Source organism: Streptomyces sp. Sge12 (genome assembly GCF_002080455.1).
In the GTDB taxonomy this organism is placed as follows: Bacteria; Actinomycetota; Actinomycetes; order Streptomycetales; family Streptomycetaceae; genus Streptomyces.
In genome coordinates this window covers 6,052,722-6,068,169 of the sequence record NZ_CP020555.1, presented here as the reverse complement: position 1 = coordinate 6,068,169, position 15,448 = coordinate 6,052,722, and the positions used below count along the sequence as shown (strand labels likewise).

Sequence of the window (15,448 nt, the reverse complement as noted above, 5' to 3'; positions counted from 1 at the left end):
CAGACCACCGGTCCACGGGGTACCAGCCTATCAGCGCCCGGAGCGGTCCGCCTCCGGGCACGCGGCGCGCGCTGCGTCCCGGGGCGAGCGGGTGCGCCGGGGCGGCATCGCCGCTGCTCACCCGTTCGGCCCAACCGCATTCTTCCGGGGCTCACGTAGATCACTAGGGTGCCGTCATATCCTGCTCGGATATTGCACACATCACCGCCGGGCAGTCCGTCAGACGGCCTAACCGAGCCGATATACGGAATCATGGGCTCACGCGGAGATCCCTGCACACAGGAGACCGCGCAAACGCGCAATGCAAGCGCCCTTCGGGGCGGACGTGGCCGTTCGACTGGAGATGCACGTGTCCGGGCGCATCGAGGATTACGCACTGATCGGGGACATGCAGACCGCAGCACTGGTCTGTCGGGACGGAGCGGTGGACTGGCTGTGCCTGCCACGGTTCGACTCGCATGCCGTGTTCGCGAGCATTCTCGGCACCGAGGATCACGGGTTCTGGCGGATCGGCCCGTCGTTCCCGGCGGGCACCGAGGCCCCCCGTGCGACCCGCCGCCGCTACCGCGGTGACTCGCTGGTGCTGGAGTCGGAGTGGGACACCCCGCGCGGCAGGGTCCGCGTGATCGACTTCATGCCGCCCCGTGAGGATCACGCGCCGCAGCTGATCCGCATCGTGGAGGGCATCAGCGGGCGGGTCCCGATGCGTTCCGCGCTGCGGATGCGTTTCAGCTACGGGCGGGTCGTGCCCTGGGTGCACAAGGTCGACGGGCGCACCGTGGCCGTCGCCGGCCCCGACTCCGTCTGGCTGGACGCCGACGCGCAGACCTACGGCAAGGACCTGACGACGTACTCCGACTTCACCGTCGGGCCCGGGGACCGCAAGGCGTTCAGCATCAGCTGGCAGGCCTCGCACCGCGACGCGCCCGAGACGCCCGACGCCGAGGCGGCCCTGGAGTCGACCACCGACTTCTGGCGCGACTGGGTCGAGCAGTGCACGTACCACGGGCCCTACCGGGAGGCCGTGATCCGCTCCCTGATCACCCTCAAGGCCCTCACGTACGGGCCCACGGGCGGGATCGTCGCCGCGCCCACCACCTCCCTCCCGGAGGAGATCGGCGGGGTCCGCAACTGGGACTACCGCTACACCTGGCTGCGGGACGCGGCGATCACCCTCTCCTCGCTGCTGCGCACCGGCTACCGCGAGGAGGCCCGCGCCTGGCGCGAGTGGCTGCTGCGCGCGGTCGCCGGCGACCCGGAGAACCTCCAGATCATGTACGGGATCGCGGGCGAGCGGGAGCTCGGCGAGACCGAGCTGGACTGGCTGCCCGGCTACGAGAACTCCAGCCCGGTCCGCGTCGGCAACGGCGCCGCCGGCCAGCTCCAGCTCGACGTGTACGGCGAGGTCACCGAGGCCCTGCACCTGGGCCACATGACGGGGCTCGCCCGCAGCGACTACGCCTCGCTGCTCCAGCTCAAGCTGATCCGCTACCTGGAGACCCACTGGGACCAGCCGGACGAGGGCATCTGGGAGGTGCGCGGCCCGCGCCGCCACTTCGTGCACTCGAAGGTGATGGCCTGGGTGGCCGTGGACCGCACGATCAAGCTGATCGAGAGCGGCGACGCGGACGGCCCGCTGGACCGGTGGCGCGAGCTGCGCGACGAGATCCACCAGGACGTGTGCGAGAAGGGCTACGACAAGGAACGCAACACCTTCACCCAGTCGTACGGGTCGAAGGAGCTGGACGCCTCCCTGCTGCTGATTCCGCAGATGGGCTTCCTGCCGCCGGACGACAAGCGGGTCATCGGCACCATCGAGGCGATCCAGCGCGAGCTGTCCACGCCCGACGGTTTCATCCTGCGCTATCCGACGGCGGGCGACGAGGCCGGCGTGGACGGCCTCGAGGGCGACGAGGGCGCCTTCCTGGCCTGCTCGTTCTGGATGGCCGACGACCTGGCGATGATCGGCCGGGTGGACGAGGCGCGGCGGCTGTTCGAGCGGCTGCTGGCTCTCCGCAACGACCTGGGCCTGCTGGCGGAGGAGTGGGACCCGCGGCTCCAGCGCCAGGTCGGGAACTTCCCGCAGGCCTTCAGCCACGTTCCGCTGATCGACACGGCCCTGCGGCTGACGGCCAGCGGGGCGTACGGGGGCTAGGGGGTCCGGGAGCTCCCGCCCGGCGCCGACTCGCCGGGGCCGCGGGATTTCTCGCCGCGCCCCGGTGATCGTCCCCGCCTACGCTGGAAGGGTCCTATGCCCTCCCTCCGGTGGAAGGGGGCAGCCATGGCTCCCCTGTCGAAGGCGGGCGCGGCCCTGACCGCGCTCCGCGAGGATCTGTCCGGCGAGGTCTTCGCCCCGGAGGATCCGGGGTACGACGAGGCCCGGACCCTCTTCAACGCGATGATCGACCGCAGGCCCGCCGTCATCGCCCAGTGCGAGAGCACCGCGGACGTGATCACCGCGGTGCGTTTCGCGAGGGACCTGGACCTGAACATCGCCGTGCGCGGCGGCGGGCACAGCGTGGCCGGGATGTCCCTCAACGACGGCGGTCTCGTCGTGGACCTGCGCCGGATGCACGAGGTGACGGTCCATCCGGCGGCCGGGGCCGCGCACATCGAGGGCGGGGCCACCATGAGCCACCTGGACCGGGCCTGCGAGCCGTACGGGCTGGCGACCACCGGCGGCCGGGCTTCCACCACCGGCGTCGGCGGCTACGTCCTGGGCGGCGGCAGCGGCTGGCTGGACCGCAAGTTCGGCCTGGCCGTGGACAACCTGCTGGGCGTGGACCTGGTCACCGCCGAGGGCGAACTGGTCCACGCGACGAGCGAGGAGAACCCGGAGCTGTTCTGGGGGCTGCACGGCGGCGGCGGCAACTTCGGCATCGCGACCTCGCTGACCCTGCGGCTGTACGACCTGCCCGCCATGTCGATCGCGCTCCTGCTGTACCTGCCGGAGCGCGGGCCCGAGGTGGTCCGTACGTACCGGGACGTCATCGAGGCCGCGCCGCCCGAGGCCTCCGGCGCCGCCCTCTACATGACCGCCCCGCCCGAGGAGTTCGTCCCGGCGCACCTGGTCGGCCGGCTGGCCGCCGGGGCGCTGCTGACGTACGCGGGCCCCGAGGAGGAGATGCGCAGGCTGGCCGAGCCGCTGCTGGCGATCCCGCACGAGGCCGAGGTCGTCACGGCCATCCCGTACGCCGATCTCCAGTGCATGATCGACGACCCGCCCGGCATGCGGAACTACTGGTCGGCGGAGTACCTCACCGGCTGCCCGGACGCCTTTGTGGACACCTTCTGCGCCCGCGGCGAGACCATGCCGGTACCGACCGGCACCCAGCACCTGGTCTTCCCGCAGGGCGGCGCCATCGCCTCCGGGCCGGACGAGTATCCGGTGCCGTACCGCGACGCGCCGTGGGCGGTGCACCCGTTCGGGATCTGGGAGGACGCGGCCGACGACGAACGCTGCCGGCAGTGGGTCAAGGACGTCCGCGCCGACGCCCGGCCGTGGAGCACCGGCGCGGTCTACCTCAACTTCACCGGCGACGAGGGGCCCCAGCGGCTGGTCGCGGGCCTCGGCGACGAGAACATGCAGCGGCTGGGCGCGCTGAAGCGCCGGTACGACCCCGACAACATCTTCCGTTTCAACCACAACATCCGGCCCGCCTGACGATGGAGACCGGTCGGCCGGTAGCGTCCCGCGATATGGAGAACCAGGGCGGGATCACGGTTCAGCGGGCGCTGGAACTGCCGGGACTGCGCGGCGGACTGCCGGAGGTGGTGGCCTGCGCCGACCGCCTGGGCCGGACCGTCCGCTGGGTGCACGCGGGCGAGGTGCCGAACATCGCCTCCCTGCTCAAGGGCGGCGAGCTGCTGCTGACCACGGGCCTGGGCCTCGGCACCCGGCCGGCCGAGCAGCGGGCCTTCGTACGCCGCCTCGCGGACCGCGGGATCGCCGCGCTGGTGGTGGAACTGGGCCCGCGCTTCACCCGGCTCCCGGCGACGATCGTGGAGACCGCGCGCACGGCCGGGCTGCCCCTGGTCCAGCTGCACCGGGAGGTCCCCTTCGTGGCGGTCACGGAGGAGGTCCACACCGAGATCGTCAACCACCACTACGCCCTGCTCCAGCGGGCCGAGGAGGTCCACCGCCGCTGTACGGAGGCCCTCCTCGGCGGTGGGGGCATCCCGCAGGTCCTGCGGATCCTGGCCGACTTCACCGGGAACCCGGTCTTCCTGGAGACGCCCGACGGCCAGCTCCTGTACGCGGCCGGCAGCACGGCCGCGGACGCGGGCGCCGACCCGCTCCAGGTGTGGGAGGGCCTGCGGGGCCACCGCGAGGCCGAGCCCTCCGCCAACACGGTGGTGGTCGACGTACCGGGCGGCGGCCACGGCACCGGCTCGGTCCGCGCCCGGGTCGTCCTGGTCGGGGTCTCGGCCCCGCTGCTCCCGGTGCACCGGATGGCGGCCGAACGCACGGCCGGCGTCCTCGCCGTCGTCCTGATGCAGGCGCGGCAGGAGGAGGAGCTGGCGGCGCGCGGCCGCGGCGACTTCCTCACGGACCTGGCCGAGGGCCGCATCTCGGCGGAGGACGCCCCCGGGCAGGCCCGCGTCCTCGGCTTCAAGCCGGGCGGGGGCCCGCTGCTGCCCGTGGTCATGCGGCTCGCCTCCGACCTCGGCCCGTCCGGCAACTGGGCGGTGCTGGCGCGCGCGGTGCTGGAGGAGCTGTCGTCCGTCGGGGTACCGGTCCTGCTGGGCGTCCGCCCGGTCGAGGGCCGGGTCCCGCTGCTGGTGTCCCTGCGCGCGGAGTCGGAGCGCACGGCGGTCGCCGACCGGGTCTCGGCCGCGCTGCGGGCGGGCGTCGAACGCGCGGGCCTGGACCGGGCCGACGCCCCGCCGGCCGTGGTCGTCGGCGTCGCGGGGGGCTGGGCGGCCGCCTCGGCGGGCCTGCGCCATGCCGCGGAGACCGCCACGGCCGCGCACGGGCTGCCGGCCCGACCCTGGTACGACGCCCGGCGCCTCGACATCGACCTGCTGCTGTGGCGGCTGCGCGAGCACCCCGACCTGGCGGCCTTCGTGGACCGGGCGATCGGGCCGCTGCGCACGCACGACACGGCCTCGCGTCCGCCGCTCCTCCCCACGCTGGAGACGTACCTGGCCCACGCGGGCCGCAAGGCCGAGACGGCGCGCGAACTCCACCTGAACCGGCAGACGCTGTACAACCGGCTGGCCCGCATCTCGGAGCTCCTGGGCACGGACCTGGACGACCCCGAGACGGTCCTCGCCCTCAGCCTGGCCCTCCGCGCCCGCCGCCACACCCCTTCCTGACGCCCTCCTCGCGGGTCCGGTTTTCAGCCTCGCCGGCGATTCAGGCGCGGGGGGTGCGGGGGCGGCGCCCCCGGAGCGGCGGCGCGCCACGGCACGCAATGGCACGGCTAGCGGCGGGTTCGTTCCATCAGTTCGTCGTAGACCGACAGGACCTGCGCCACCGTGTCGTCCTCCGACGGCCACGTCGACGCCTGCGCCCGCCCTGCCGCGGCCAGCGCGGCCCGCCGGTCCGGGTCGGCCAGGAGGCCGGTCACGGCCGAGGCCAGCGCTCCCGCCTCCCCCGGCGGGACCAGCACCGCGCCCTCCCCCACCAGCTCCGGCACGCCCCCCACCGTCGTGGCCACCAGCGCGACCCCCGCCCGCAGCGCCTCCTGCGCCAGCAGCGCCCGCGCCTCCCACCGGCTCGGCAGCACCGCCAGGTCCGCCGCCGCCAGCAGCTGCGCCGCGTCCCGGCGGCGGCCCAGCAGCCGTACCGGGAGGGCCTCCGCCTTGATCCGCCGGGAGAGTTCGGCCCGTAGCGGCCCCTCCCCCGCGATCACCAGCAGCGGCGCCGGGTCCAGGCCGCGCCACTCCCGTGCCGCGTCGAGCAGTACGGAGTACCCGCGGTGCGGCACCAGGCTGCCGACCGCGATCAGCAACGGCCTTTCCACCGCTCCCAGTTCCGCCCGTACCTTGCCGGGGTCGGCCGCCGCTCCCGCATCCGCCGGGCCCGTGGGGACCGCCACGGGGGCCAGCCGCGCGTCCCTGGCGCCCCGCAGCCGTGCGAGGTCCACCTGGTCCGAGGAGGCTCCGAGGACCACCGCGGCGGCCCGCGCGACGTGCCGTTCCAGCATGCGGCTCAGCCGCCCGAGCGCACCGGCCGCCGTGGGGCCCTCGCCGTGCCAGCTCACCACCAGCGGTACCCGGCGCCCGCGCATGGCCAGTGCGGCGCGCATCCCGGCGCGCACGCCGTGCGCGTGCACGAGGTCCGCCCCGGCGCACGCGGCCCGCAGCACGCTGACCGCGTCGGGCGCGAACTGCGCCCCGGCGCCGGTGAAGTCGTACTCCCCCTCCGCCTGGACGGGTGCGCACACCGTGACCCGTACCCCGCGCGCGGCGAGTCCGGTCGCGAGCGACCGTACGTGCGCGCTGTTGCCCGCGCCCGCACCGCCGCCGAGTACTTGCACGGTGCGCAGCGGCGGCCGGCCGTAGGGCTGGGCCGGAAGGGAGGTGGAGACCGGGGAGCTGCTCACGGGCCGAAGCTCCAGGGTGAGGGAGTCAGAGACGTCGCCAAGGATGCCAGTCCGCACGCGCGTTCCGGGACCATACGGGTGCGTATCCCGGACGAGATACCGCAGGACGCCCTTCAGCCTCACCCACACGGGCTATCTCCGGGCCGTCCCGGCCGTTCGGCCCGGGCATGCCGGAGGGCCCGGTACGCCGCGCGTGCCGGGCCCTCGGCGGGGTGCTTCACGCGTCCGCGCGCGCCGCCGCGAGCAGTTCCTCGGCGTGTGCCCGCGCCGAGACCGAGTCCTCGTGTCCGGCCAGCATGCGCGACAACTCGCGGATCCGGTCCTCGCCCTCCAGGACGGTGACCCCGCTGCGGGTGACCGATCCGTCGTTGGTCTTCTCGACGAGCAGTTGGCGGTCCGCGAAGGCCGCCACCTGCGGCAGGTGCGTGACGACCACGACCTGCGCCGACTTGGCCAGCTTGGCGAGCCGTCGGCCGACCTCGACCGCCGCCTTGCCGCCGACTCCCGCGTCGACCTCGTCGAAGAGGTAGGTGGGCACCGGGTCGGAGCCCGCGAAGACGACCTCCACGGCGAGCATCACCCGGGACAGCTCACCGCCGGAGGCGCCCTTGGCGATCGGCCGCGGCTGGGCGCCCGGGTGCGGGGCGAGCAGCAGCTCGACCTCGTCCGCGCCCGAGGGGCCGTAGGCGACCGGGCGGCCGTCCACGTCCACTCCGTCGGGGTCGTCGGCCTGCCGGACGTCGATGGTCACGCGGGCGTGCGGCATGGCCAGCGAGGCCAGCTCCTCGGTCACCGCGGAGGCGAAGCGCGTGGCCGCCTCCACCCGGGCGTCCGTCAACGCCTGGGCCAGCAGCGAGAGTTCGCCGCGCAGTCCGTCGCGTTCGGCGGTCAGCTCGGTGATCCGCTCGTCGTCGCCGTCCAGTTCGAGCAGTCGCGCCGCGCCCTGTTCGGCCCACTCCAGTACGGCGTCCACGGTGCCCTCGGCGCCGTACTTGCGGGTCAGCTGGGTCAGTGCGGCCCGTCGTTCCTCCACCGCGGCCAGCCGCAGCGGATCGGCGTCCAGGTCGTCGGCGTAGCCCGCCAGCTCCCCGGCCACGTCGGACAGCAGGATGCCCAGCTCCCCGATCCGCTCGGCGAGCGCGCCGAGCGCCGGGTCGTGCGACCGTACGGATTCCAGCGCCCGGTGGGCGCCCGCGACGAGCATGTTCGCGTCGATGGCCTCCGGGTCCTCGGGGTTGCCCGCGAGCGCGGCGTGCGCCAGCTGCGCGGCGCTCGCCAGCGATTCGGCGTGCCCGAGCCGCTCGGCCTCCGCGGCGAGTTCGGTGTCCTCGCCGGCCACCGGTTCCACGGCCGCGATCTCGTCCAGCCCGAAGCGCAGCAGGTCCGCCTCCTGGGCCCGCTCACGGGCCCGGGTGGTGATCTCCTCCAGCTCCACGGCGACCGCGCGGAGCCTGCGGTAGGCCGATCCGTACTTCTCCAGCGGCACGGCGACGGCGTCCCCGGCGTACCGGTCCAGCGCCTGCCGCTGCCGGGCCGGGCGCAGCAGTCCTTGCTGGTCGGTCTGTCCGTGTACGGCGACCAGGTCGTCGGCGAGCTCGCCGAGCAGGCCGACGGGCACGGAGCGGCCTCCGACGTGGGCGCGCGAACGGCCCTCGGCGGACACGGTCCGGCTGATCAGCAGCGCGCCGTCGTCGAGCTCGGCGCCGGCCTCCTCGGCGCGTACGGCGGCGGGGGCGTCCGGGCGCATGACGATGCGGCCCTCGACCACCGCCGCCTTGGCCCCGATCCGCACCAGGGCCGGGTCGGCGCGACCGCCGAGCAGCAGCCCGAGGCTGGTGACGACCATCGTCTTGCCCGCGCCGGTCTCGCCGGTCACCGCGGTGAAACCGGGCGACAGCTCGACCACCGCGTCGTCGATGACCCCGAGCGACCGTATCCGCATCTCCTCAAGCACGGGACGACGATACCGAGGTTTCATGGGTGCCATGTGACGTCACCCGTTCCGAGTTGTTCGAACGGATGTGCTATTGGAGGCGTGTGAACTGCGCCTCAGTGCGGCGCCCCACGCCAACCCGACACGGGCAGCGCGAACTTGGCGACGAGCCGGTCCGTGAAGGACGCGTGGTGCAGCCGGGCGAGCCGCACCGGTACCGCGCCCCTGCGCACCTCGACCCGGGCCCCGGCGGGCAGCTCCAGCATCCGCCGGCCGTCGCACCACAGCACGCCGTGCGGAGTCCCGCTCTGCACCTCGACCGCCAGCACCGAGGTCGGCGAGGTCACCAGCGGCTTCGCGAACAGCGCGTGCGCGCTGATCGGCACCATCAGCAGCGCCTCCACCTCCGGCCAGACCACCGGCCCGCCCGCGGAGAAGGCGTAGGCCGTGGAACCCGTCGGGGTGGCGCAGACGATCCCGTCACAGCCGAAGCCGGTCACCGGGCGGCCGTCGATCTCCAGGACCACCTCCAGCATCCGCTCCGGGGACACCTTCTGGACCGCGGCCTCGTTCAGCGCCCAGTCCCGGTGGACCACATCGCCGTTCGTCCGCACCACCACGTCGAGGGTCATCCGCTCCTCGACCTCGTACGAGCGCGTGACCACCCGGTCCACGACCTTGTCCAGGTCGTCGCGCTCGGCCTCGGCGAGGAACCCCACCCGGCCCAGGTTGACGCCCAGCATCGGCACCCCCGAGGCACGCGCGAACTCCGCGCCGCGCAGCAGGGTCCCGTCGCCGCCGAGGACGATCAGCAGCTCACACCCGTCGAGCGCCCCCGGGGTGAACTCGGTGACCAGCTCCACCTCGGGCGGCAGCGGCAGGTCCACCGCCTCGTACTCCATGACGCGGACGCCGAGCCCGCACCGCAGCAGACCCTGCACCACCAGCTCGGCACTGCGGATGGCCGCCGGCCGCCCGGTGTGCGCGAGCAGGAAGACCGTCCGCCCCGTCCCCGCAACCCCTGAAACCCCTGCACCCGCTGAATCCGATGAATCTGTCACTGCGGCCCCTCCGCCACTGCACGGTCAACATCCGTCGGGTCGAGTGCCGGTGCCCCCGCCCGCAGCCACAGAAAGTACTCGACGTTCCCCGACGGCCCCGGCAGCGGACTCGCCGTCACCCCGAGAACACCCAGCCCCAGCTTCGCCGCCTGCGCCGCGACCTCGCGCACGGCCTCCGCCCGCAGCTCCGGGCTGCGCACCACGCCGCCGCTCCCCAGCCGGTCCTTGCCGACCTCGAACTGCGGCTTGACCATCAGCACCAGGTCGGCGTCCGGCGCGCAGCAGCGCACCAGCGCCGGCAGCACCAGGCCGATGGAGATGAAGGACAGGTCACCGACGACCAGGTCGACCGGGACCCCGTCGAGCTGCTCCACCGTCAGCTCGCGCACGTTCGTGCGGTCCTTGACCGTGACCCGGTCGTCGCTCTGCAGCGACCAGGCCAGCTGTCCGTAGCCGACGTCCACGGCCATCACGTGGGCCACGCCCGAGCGCAGCAGCACGTCGGTGAACCCGCCGGTGGAGGCACCCGCGTCGAGCGCGCGTCGGCCCTCGACGGCCAGCCCCTGCGGCTGGAAGGCCGCCAGGGCGCCGGCCAGCTTGTGGCCGCCCCGGGAGACGTAGTCGGGGTCGCTGTCGTCCTTGAGGACCACCAGGGCCGCGCTGGTCTCGACCTGGGTGGCGGCCTTGGTCGCGGTGGTGCCGCCCACGGTCACCCGGCCCGCGGCGATCAGCTGCGCGGCGTGCTCGCGCGAGCGGGCCATGCTGCGGCGTACCAGTTCGGCGTCCAGGCGGCGGCGTGCCACTCCTGCCACGTTCGATTCAGCTCCTGTTTTCGTACGGACCAGGGACGGGCGGTGCGTCCAGCGCGGTCAGCGCCTCGCGCAGTCCCCTGTGGACATCCTCGTACACCTCGACGTGTCCGTCCGCCGCGAGGTGGTCCGCGTCCGCCAGCCGCGCCAGGTGCGCATCGACACCGGCGTGGCCGGTGGGCGTGCGTACGACGCCCAGCGCCACGGGCCCGGCGGGCTCTGCAGGCGCTGCGGGCTCTGCGGGCTCTGCGGGCTCTGCGGGCTCTGCGGGCTCTTCGGCCCGGGTCTCGCCGGCTTCGTCGGTCATGCCCCGACGCTACCTCGAAGCGCCCGGCGACCACGCACGGCTCTGCGGTACGGTCGTGATCACGATGGCTACGATCCAGGAGTGCCGCGAAGCACTCGACAGACTCTCCGACAACCTCGCCCGGGCCGACGAGGGCGTGCGCGGCGCGGCCGCGCTCGACCGCTCCCTGAGCTGCCACATCACGGACCTGGACCAGACGTTCACGGGCCGGCTGCAAGCGGGCCGGATCCGGGTGGACGCCCTCACCCCGGGCCCGCCCGCCGACAAGGCGGAGATCCGGCTCGCGATGACCGGCGACGACCTCGTGGCGCTGGTCGCGGGCGAGCTGAAGTTCGCCAAGGCCTGGGCCTCCGGCCGAGTCCGCCTGGAAGCCGGCTTCCGCGACCTCCTCCGCCTCAAAACCATGCTCTAGCCGCCGCACCATTTCAGCCGCGCCGGCGCTCTTTCAGCCCTGCCGGCGTTTGAGGCGCTCTTTCAGCCCCGCCGGCGTTTGAGGCGCTCTTTCAGCCCCGCCGGCGTTTGAGGCGCGGGGGTCCGGGGGCAGCGCCCCCGGCAACGGCGCCGCACCCGGCATCCGGCACGGCCCGCCCACCAGCCCGGAGGGCTACTCGGCGACCCGGGCCACCACACGGGCCTTGCGCGCCGCCGGCACCACCAGCGGCGTCCCCGTCTCCGGGTCGTCGATCACCTGGCAGCGCAGCCCGAACACCTTCTCCACCAGCTCCGCCGTGACCACCTCCTGCGGCGGCCCCTCCGCGACGACCTCCCCGCCCCGCATCGCGATCAGGTGCGTCGCGTAACGGGCCGCGTGGTTGAGGTCGTGCAGCACCGCGACGAGAGTGCGCCCCTGGTTCTCGTGCAGCTCCGCACACAGGTCCAGCACGTCGATCTGGTGCTGGATGTCCAGGTACGTCGTCGGCTCGTCGAGCAGCAGCAGCGGGGTCTGCTGCGCCAGCGCCATGGCGATCCACACCCGCTGCCGCTGACCGCCCGACAGCTCGTCGACGGCCCGGTCGGCGAGTTCGGCAACGCCCGTCGAGGCCATCGACTCGTTCACGACCCGCTCGTCCTCGGCCGACCACTGCCGCAGCAGCCCCTGGTGCGGGTACCGGCCGCGGGAGACCAGGTCGGCCACCGTGATGCCGTCCGGCGCGATCGAGGACTGCGGGAGCAGGCCCAGCGTCTTGGCGACCTTCTTCGCCGGCATCGACCCGATGGCCTGCCCGTCCAGCAGCACCCGCCCGGCGGCCGGCTTCAGCATCCGCGACAGGGCCCGCAGCAGGGTGGACTTGCCGCAGGCGTTGGGGCCGACGATCACCGTGAAGGAGTTGTCGGGGATCTCCACCGACAGGTTCTCGGCGATGACCCGCTGGTCGTAGCCGAGGGTCACGTTCTCCGCGGTCAGCCGCTGCACTTGCCTACTCCTCATGTCGCCGTACTTCGCAGTCATATACGTCCCGCCTTGCGCTCGGTGGCGAGCAGCCAGAGGAGGTAGACACCGCCGACGAGGCCGGTCACCACGCCCACCGGCAGCTGGTCGGAGCCGAAGGCCCGCTGCGAGGCCAGGTCGGACGCCATCAGCAGGACCGACCCCATCAGCGCGCCGGTCAGCAGGTTCCCGCCGGGCGAGCGGGTCAGCCGCCGGGCCAGCTGCGGCGCGGCCAGCGCGACGAAGCTGATGGGCCCGGCCGCGGCGCTCGCCGCGGTGGTGAGCACGATCGCCGCGAGCATCAGCAGCATCCGCGTCCGCTCCACCCGCACGCCGACGGCGTACGCGGCGTCGTCGCCCATCTCCATCATCCGCAGGGCCCTGCCCTGGCCCAGGACCAGCGGGAAGAGCACCGCGCACACCGCGAGCAGCGGCCACACCTGCGCCCAGTCCCGGCCGGCCAGCGAGCCGGTCAGCCAGACCATGGCGCGGGTCGCCTCGATCATCTGGGCCTTCGTGATCAGGTACTGGATCACGGCGATGAGGATGGCGGAGGCGCCGATACCGACGAGCACCAGCCGGTAGCCCTGGATGCCCTGCTTGTACGCCAGCAGGTAGACGACGACCCCGGCCAGCAGGCCGCCGGCCAGCGCGCCCACCGCCACCTCGGTGGCGCCGCCCTTGAACAGGACGATGACGACGAGCGCGCCGACCGCCGAGCCGTAGCCGAAGCCGAGCATGTCCGGCGAGCCCAGCGGGTTGCGGGAGACGGACTGGAAGACGCCGCCGGACATCCCGAGCGCCGCGCCGACGAGCAGCGCCACCAGGACCCGCGGCAGCCGCAGGTCGTTGACGATGAAGTCGTTGGCGGGGGTGCCGTTGCCCAGCAGGGTCTGTACGACGTCCCACGGCGCGATCCGGAAGTCGCCCGTGCCGATGAGTACGACGGCGAGGGCGAGCGCCACGACGGTCAGCAGGACGCCGACGGCCAGGGCGCGCCGCTCGACGCGCAGCGAGATCCCGCCGGGCAGGTGCAGCGGACGGGCTCCGGACCGGCCCTTGCGGGGGCGCTCGGTCGCGGTCACGGTGGTGGTCGCGGTCGCGGTCACAGCTGGGCCATCCTCTTGCGCCGAACCAGGTAGATGAAGACCGGGCCGCCGATGAGCGCGGTCACGACGCCGACCTGGAGTTCGGCGGGCCGGGTGACGACACGGCCGACGATGTCGGCGCCGAGCAGCAGTACCGGCGACAGGACGGCCGAGTACGCGAGCACCCAGCGCATGTCCGGACCGGTGAACGCCCGGACCAGGTGCGGGACCATCAGCCCGATGAACACGATCGGCCCGCACGCGGCGGTCGCCGCACCGCACAGCAGGGTGATGGCGATCATGGCGCCGACGCGGGTGCGCGTCAGGTGCGCGCCGAGCGCCCGTGCCGTGTCGTCGCCCATGGCCATCGCGTTGAGCGGCCGGCCCAGCGCGAGCGCCAGCACCGCGCCGACGAGCAGGAAGGGGGCCACCTGCCGGACGGTGTCCATGTTGGCCGAGGCCAGCGAACCCACCGTCCAGAAGCGCAGCTTGTCCAGGGCCTTGGTGTCCATCAGCTGCACGGCGTTGATGTAGCCGACGAGGGCGGCGCTGGCCGCCGTACCGGCGAGCGCGAGGCGCCCCGGCGTCGCGCTGCGGCTGCCGCCGAGCACGTACACGATCACCGAGACCAGGGCGGCGCCGAGGAAGGCCCACCACACGAACTCGCTCAGCGAACTCGCGCCGAAGAAGCTGATCGCGGAGACCACGGCGGCCGCGGCGCCCGCGTTGACGCCGAGGATGCCGGGCTCGGCGAGCGGGTTGCGGGTCAGCGCCTGCATCACCGCACCGGACAGGCCGAGTCCGAGCCCGACCATCAGCCCGAGGAGGGTGCGCGGGATCCGCAGGTCCCGCACCACCACGTCGGCGGGTGTCCCCGCGTAGGCGAACAGGCCGTGCCAGACCTCGTCCAGGGACATCTGCTTCGCGCCCACGGCGATGCTCACGACGGCGATCAGCGCCAACACCGCGAGGGAGACGAGCAGACCGGCGGCGCGCACGGCATGACGCGGGCGGGCTACGGCGGCGACGGCGCCCGCTTCGGGCGCCGCGCTCCGTTCGGGTTCAGGGGGACTCTCGACCAACACGCAGGTTAGGCTAGCCTATCCTGCACATCGAACGGGTCCCCCGTACGGCCTAAAGACCCAGCCTGGCCAGCGCCTTCGCCGCGTCCAGGGTGCAGACCCCGTCCCCGGCCGCCGTCCAGGCCGCCGCGCACAGCGCCCGCAGACCGTCGAGCGGGTCCGCGCCGTCCGCCGCGTCCGCGCCGTCCGTCCCCTCCGCCGCGCGCAGTTCCAGCACGCCCCCGTTCGTCGCGACCGCCGTCCAGCCGCCGCAGCGGAAACCCTCCGGCCCCGGCTCCACCTCCGGCTGCCCCGTCAGCAGCCCCCGCAGATCCCGGTCCACGTAGGTCGGCCGGTGCCTGGGCTCGGCCCGCAGCAGCTGTTCGGCGTCCGTCACCCCGGTCAGTACCAGCAGCGAGTCCACCTCCCCGTTGAAGGCGCCCTCGATGTCGGTGTCCAGCCGGTCCCCGACCACCAGCGGCCGCTCCGCCCCGGTCCGCAGCACCGTCTCCCGGTGCATCGGGGGCAGCGGCTTGCCCGCCACCTGCGGCTCCGCGCCCGTGGCGATCCGTACGACCTCCACCGCGGCCCCATTGCCCGGCGCGATCCCCCGCGCCCCCGGAATCGTCAGGTCGGTGTTCGACGCGAACCACGGCACCCCGCGGTTGATCGCGTACGAGGCCTCCGCGAACCGCCCCCACGGCAGGTCGGGACCCCCGTACCCCTGGACGACGGCAGCCAGACCCTCCTCCTCGGCCGAGTCCACCGGCACCAGACCCCGCTCGCGCAGCGCGACCCGCAGCCCTTCCCCGCCGATCACCAGCACCTTCGACCCCGGCTCCACCTGCTCCGCGATCAGCCGGGCCACCGCCTGCGCCGAGGTGATCACCTCGGCCGCCTCGGTCGGGATGCCCAGTTCGCCCAGGTGCTCCGCGACCGCGTCCGGTGTCCGCAGTGCGTTGTTCGTGACGTACGCGAGGTGCATCCCGTCGGCCCTCGCCGCGGCGAGGGACTCCACTGCGAACGCGATGGCCTCGCCGCCGGCGTACACCACCCCGTCCAGGTCCAGCAGGGCGGTGTCGTAGGCCTGGTGCAGACTCTGCTCACTCGCCGCGGGACTGGTCCTGCTCTGCCGGGTCATCCTGTCCGCTCCTCATGAGATCGATCTTGTCCGATTCCGTACTGCCCCGATCATCCCGCATGGCGAGA

Annotated in this window: 13 protein-coding genes; 4 read left to right on the top strand and 9 right to left on the bottom strand. The window is 73.7% G+C overall.

The genetic code is table 11. The features are described 5' to 3' along the window. The first annotated feature begins 343 nt into the window (after positions 1–343). The 3 genes from B6R96_RS27225 (at position 344) to B6R96_RS27215 (ending at position 5,319) form a co-directional block, all read left to right on the top strand. A complete protein-coding gene (locus B6R96_RS27225; protein WP_053172761.1) occupies positions 344–2,155 on the top strand; it encodes a glycoside hydrolase family 15 protein in 1,812 nt (603 codons plus the stop codon). A 126-nt stretch (positions 2,156–2,281) separates the two neighbouring features. Then, complete coding sequence (locus tag B6R96_RS27220; RefSeq protein WP_081523898.1) at positions 2,282–3,664, top strand: FAD-binding oxidoreductase; 1,383 nt, start codon at positions 2,282–2,284, stop codon at positions 3,662–3,664. A gap of 35 nt (positions 3,665–3,699) precedes the next feature. Further along, entirely contained in the window at positions 3,700–5,319 is a 1,620-nt protein-coding gene (locus B6R96_RS27215) for a PucR family transcriptional regulator (protein WP_030389224.1), read from the top strand. Positions 5,320–5,426: 107 nt separating this feature from the next. Here the strand turns inward: B6R96_RS27215 and B6R96_RS27210 are convergent, their stop codons facing one another. The 5 genes from B6R96_RS27210 to B6R96_RS27190 form a co-directional block, all read right to left on the bottom strand. Beyond that, positions 5,427–6,551 carry a glycosyltransferase family 4 protein gene (locus B6R96_RS27210; RefSeq protein ID WP_081523897.1) on the bottom strand — a complete coding sequence of 375 codons (1,125 nt, stop codon included), beginning with the start codon at positions 6,549–6,551 and terminating at the stop codon, positions 5,427–5,429. A gap of 217 nt (positions 6,552–6,768) precedes the next feature. After that, positions 6,769–8,493, bottom strand: a complete 1,725-nt coding sequence (recN, locus tag B6R96_RS27205) for a DNA repair protein RecN (protein WP_030389226.1) — start codon at positions 8,491–8,493, stop codon at positions 6,769–6,771. Positions 8,494–8,600: 107 nt separating this feature from the next. Then, complete coding sequence (locus B6R96_RS27200; protein ID WP_037861291.1) at positions 8,601–9,545, bottom strand: NAD kinase; 945 nt, start codon at positions 9,543–9,545, stop codon at positions 8,601–8,603. Then, positions 9,542–10,357: a TlyA family RNA methyltransferase gene (locus tag B6R96_RS27195; protein WP_053172695.1), complete on the bottom strand. Its 816-nt coding sequence runs from the start codon at positions 10,355–10,357 to the stop codon at positions 9,542–9,544. Before B6R96_RS27195 ends, B6R96_RS27200 begins: the two co-directional genes overlap by 4 nt. Before the next feature lie 7 nt (positions 10,358–10,364). Then, positions 10,365–10,661: a hypothetical protein gene (locus tag B6R96_RS27190; protein ID WP_081523896.1), complete on the bottom strand. Its 297-nt coding sequence runs from the start codon at positions 10,659–10,661 to the stop codon at positions 10,365–10,367. Between the two features lie 64 nt (positions 10,662–10,725). Here B6R96_RS27190 and B6R96_RS27185 point away from each other — a divergent pair, with 64 nt between their 5' ends. Then, the gene (locus B6R96_RS27185) at positions 10,726–11,073 is read left to right on the top strand and encodes an SCP2 sterol-binding domain-containing protein (protein ID WP_081525280.1); all 348 of its coding nucleotides are present in this window, start codon (positions 10,726–10,728) and stop codon (positions 11,071–11,073) included. Between the two features lie 192 nt (positions 11,074–11,265). Here B6R96_RS27185 and B6R96_RS27180 read toward each other — a convergent pair whose 3' ends face one another. The 4 genes from B6R96_RS27180 to B6R96_RS27165 are packed head-to-tail and all read right to left on the bottom strand — an operon-like array spanning position 11,266 to position 15,380. After that, positions 11,266–12,090, bottom strand: coding sequence for an ABC transporter ATP-binding protein (locus B6R96_RS27180; protein ID WP_107475750.1), 825 nt, complete (start codon positions 12,088–12,090; stop codon positions 11,266–11,268). 17 nt (positions 12,091–12,107) lie between these two features. Further along, positions 12,108–13,175, bottom strand: a complete 1,068-nt coding sequence (locus B6R96_RS27175; protein ID WP_030389232.1) for a FecCD family ABC transporter permease — start codon at positions 13,173–13,175, stop codon at positions 12,108–12,110. 20 nt (positions 13,176–13,195) lie between these two features. Beyond that, entirely contained in the window at positions 13,196–14,263 is a 1,068-nt protein-coding gene (locus B6R96_RS27170) for a FecCD family ABC transporter permease (protein WP_081523894.1), read from the bottom strand. Between the two features lie 49 nt (positions 14,264–14,312). Further along, positions 14,313–15,380 carry an HAD hydrolase-like protein gene (locus B6R96_RS27165; protein ID WP_081523893.1) on the bottom strand — a complete coding sequence of 356 codons (1,068 nt, stop codon included), beginning with the start codon at positions 15,378–15,380 and terminating at the stop codon, positions 14,313–14,315. Between the last annotated feature and the right edge of the window lie 68 nt (positions 15,381–15,448).

Coding starts and splice junctions, on each gene's coding strand:
- B6R96_RS27225 (WP_053172761.1), top strand. CDS start 344: ATGCACGTGTCCGGGCGCATCGAGGATTACGCACTGATCGGGGACATG.
- B6R96_RS27220 (WP_081523898.1), top strand. CDS start 2,282: ATGGCTCCCCTGTCGAAGGCGGGCGCGGCCCTGACCGCGCTCCGCGAG.
- B6R96_RS27215 (WP_030389224.1), top strand. CDS start 3,700: ATGGAGAACCAGGGCGGGATCACGGTTCAGCGGGCGCTGGAACTGCCG.
- recN (WP_030389226.1), bottom strand. CDS start 8,493: ATGCGGATACGGTCGCTCGGGGTCATCGACGACGCGGTGGTCGAGCTG.
- B6R96_RS27190 (WP_081523896.1), bottom strand. CDS start 10,661: ATGACCGACGAAGCCGGCGAGACCCGGGCCGAAGAGCCCGCAGAGCCC.
- B6R96_RS27185 (WP_081525280.1), top strand. CDS start 10,726: ATGGCTACGATCCAGGAGTGCCGCGAAGCACTCGACAGACTCTCCGAC.
- B6R96_RS27180 (WP_107475750.1), bottom strand. CDS start 12,090: ATGAGGAGTAGGCAAGTGCAGCGGCTGACCGCGGAGAACGTGACCCTC.
- B6R96_RS27165 (WP_081523893.1), bottom strand. CDS start 15,380: ATGACCCGGCAGAGCAGGACCAGTCCCGCGGCGAGTGAGCAGAGTCTG.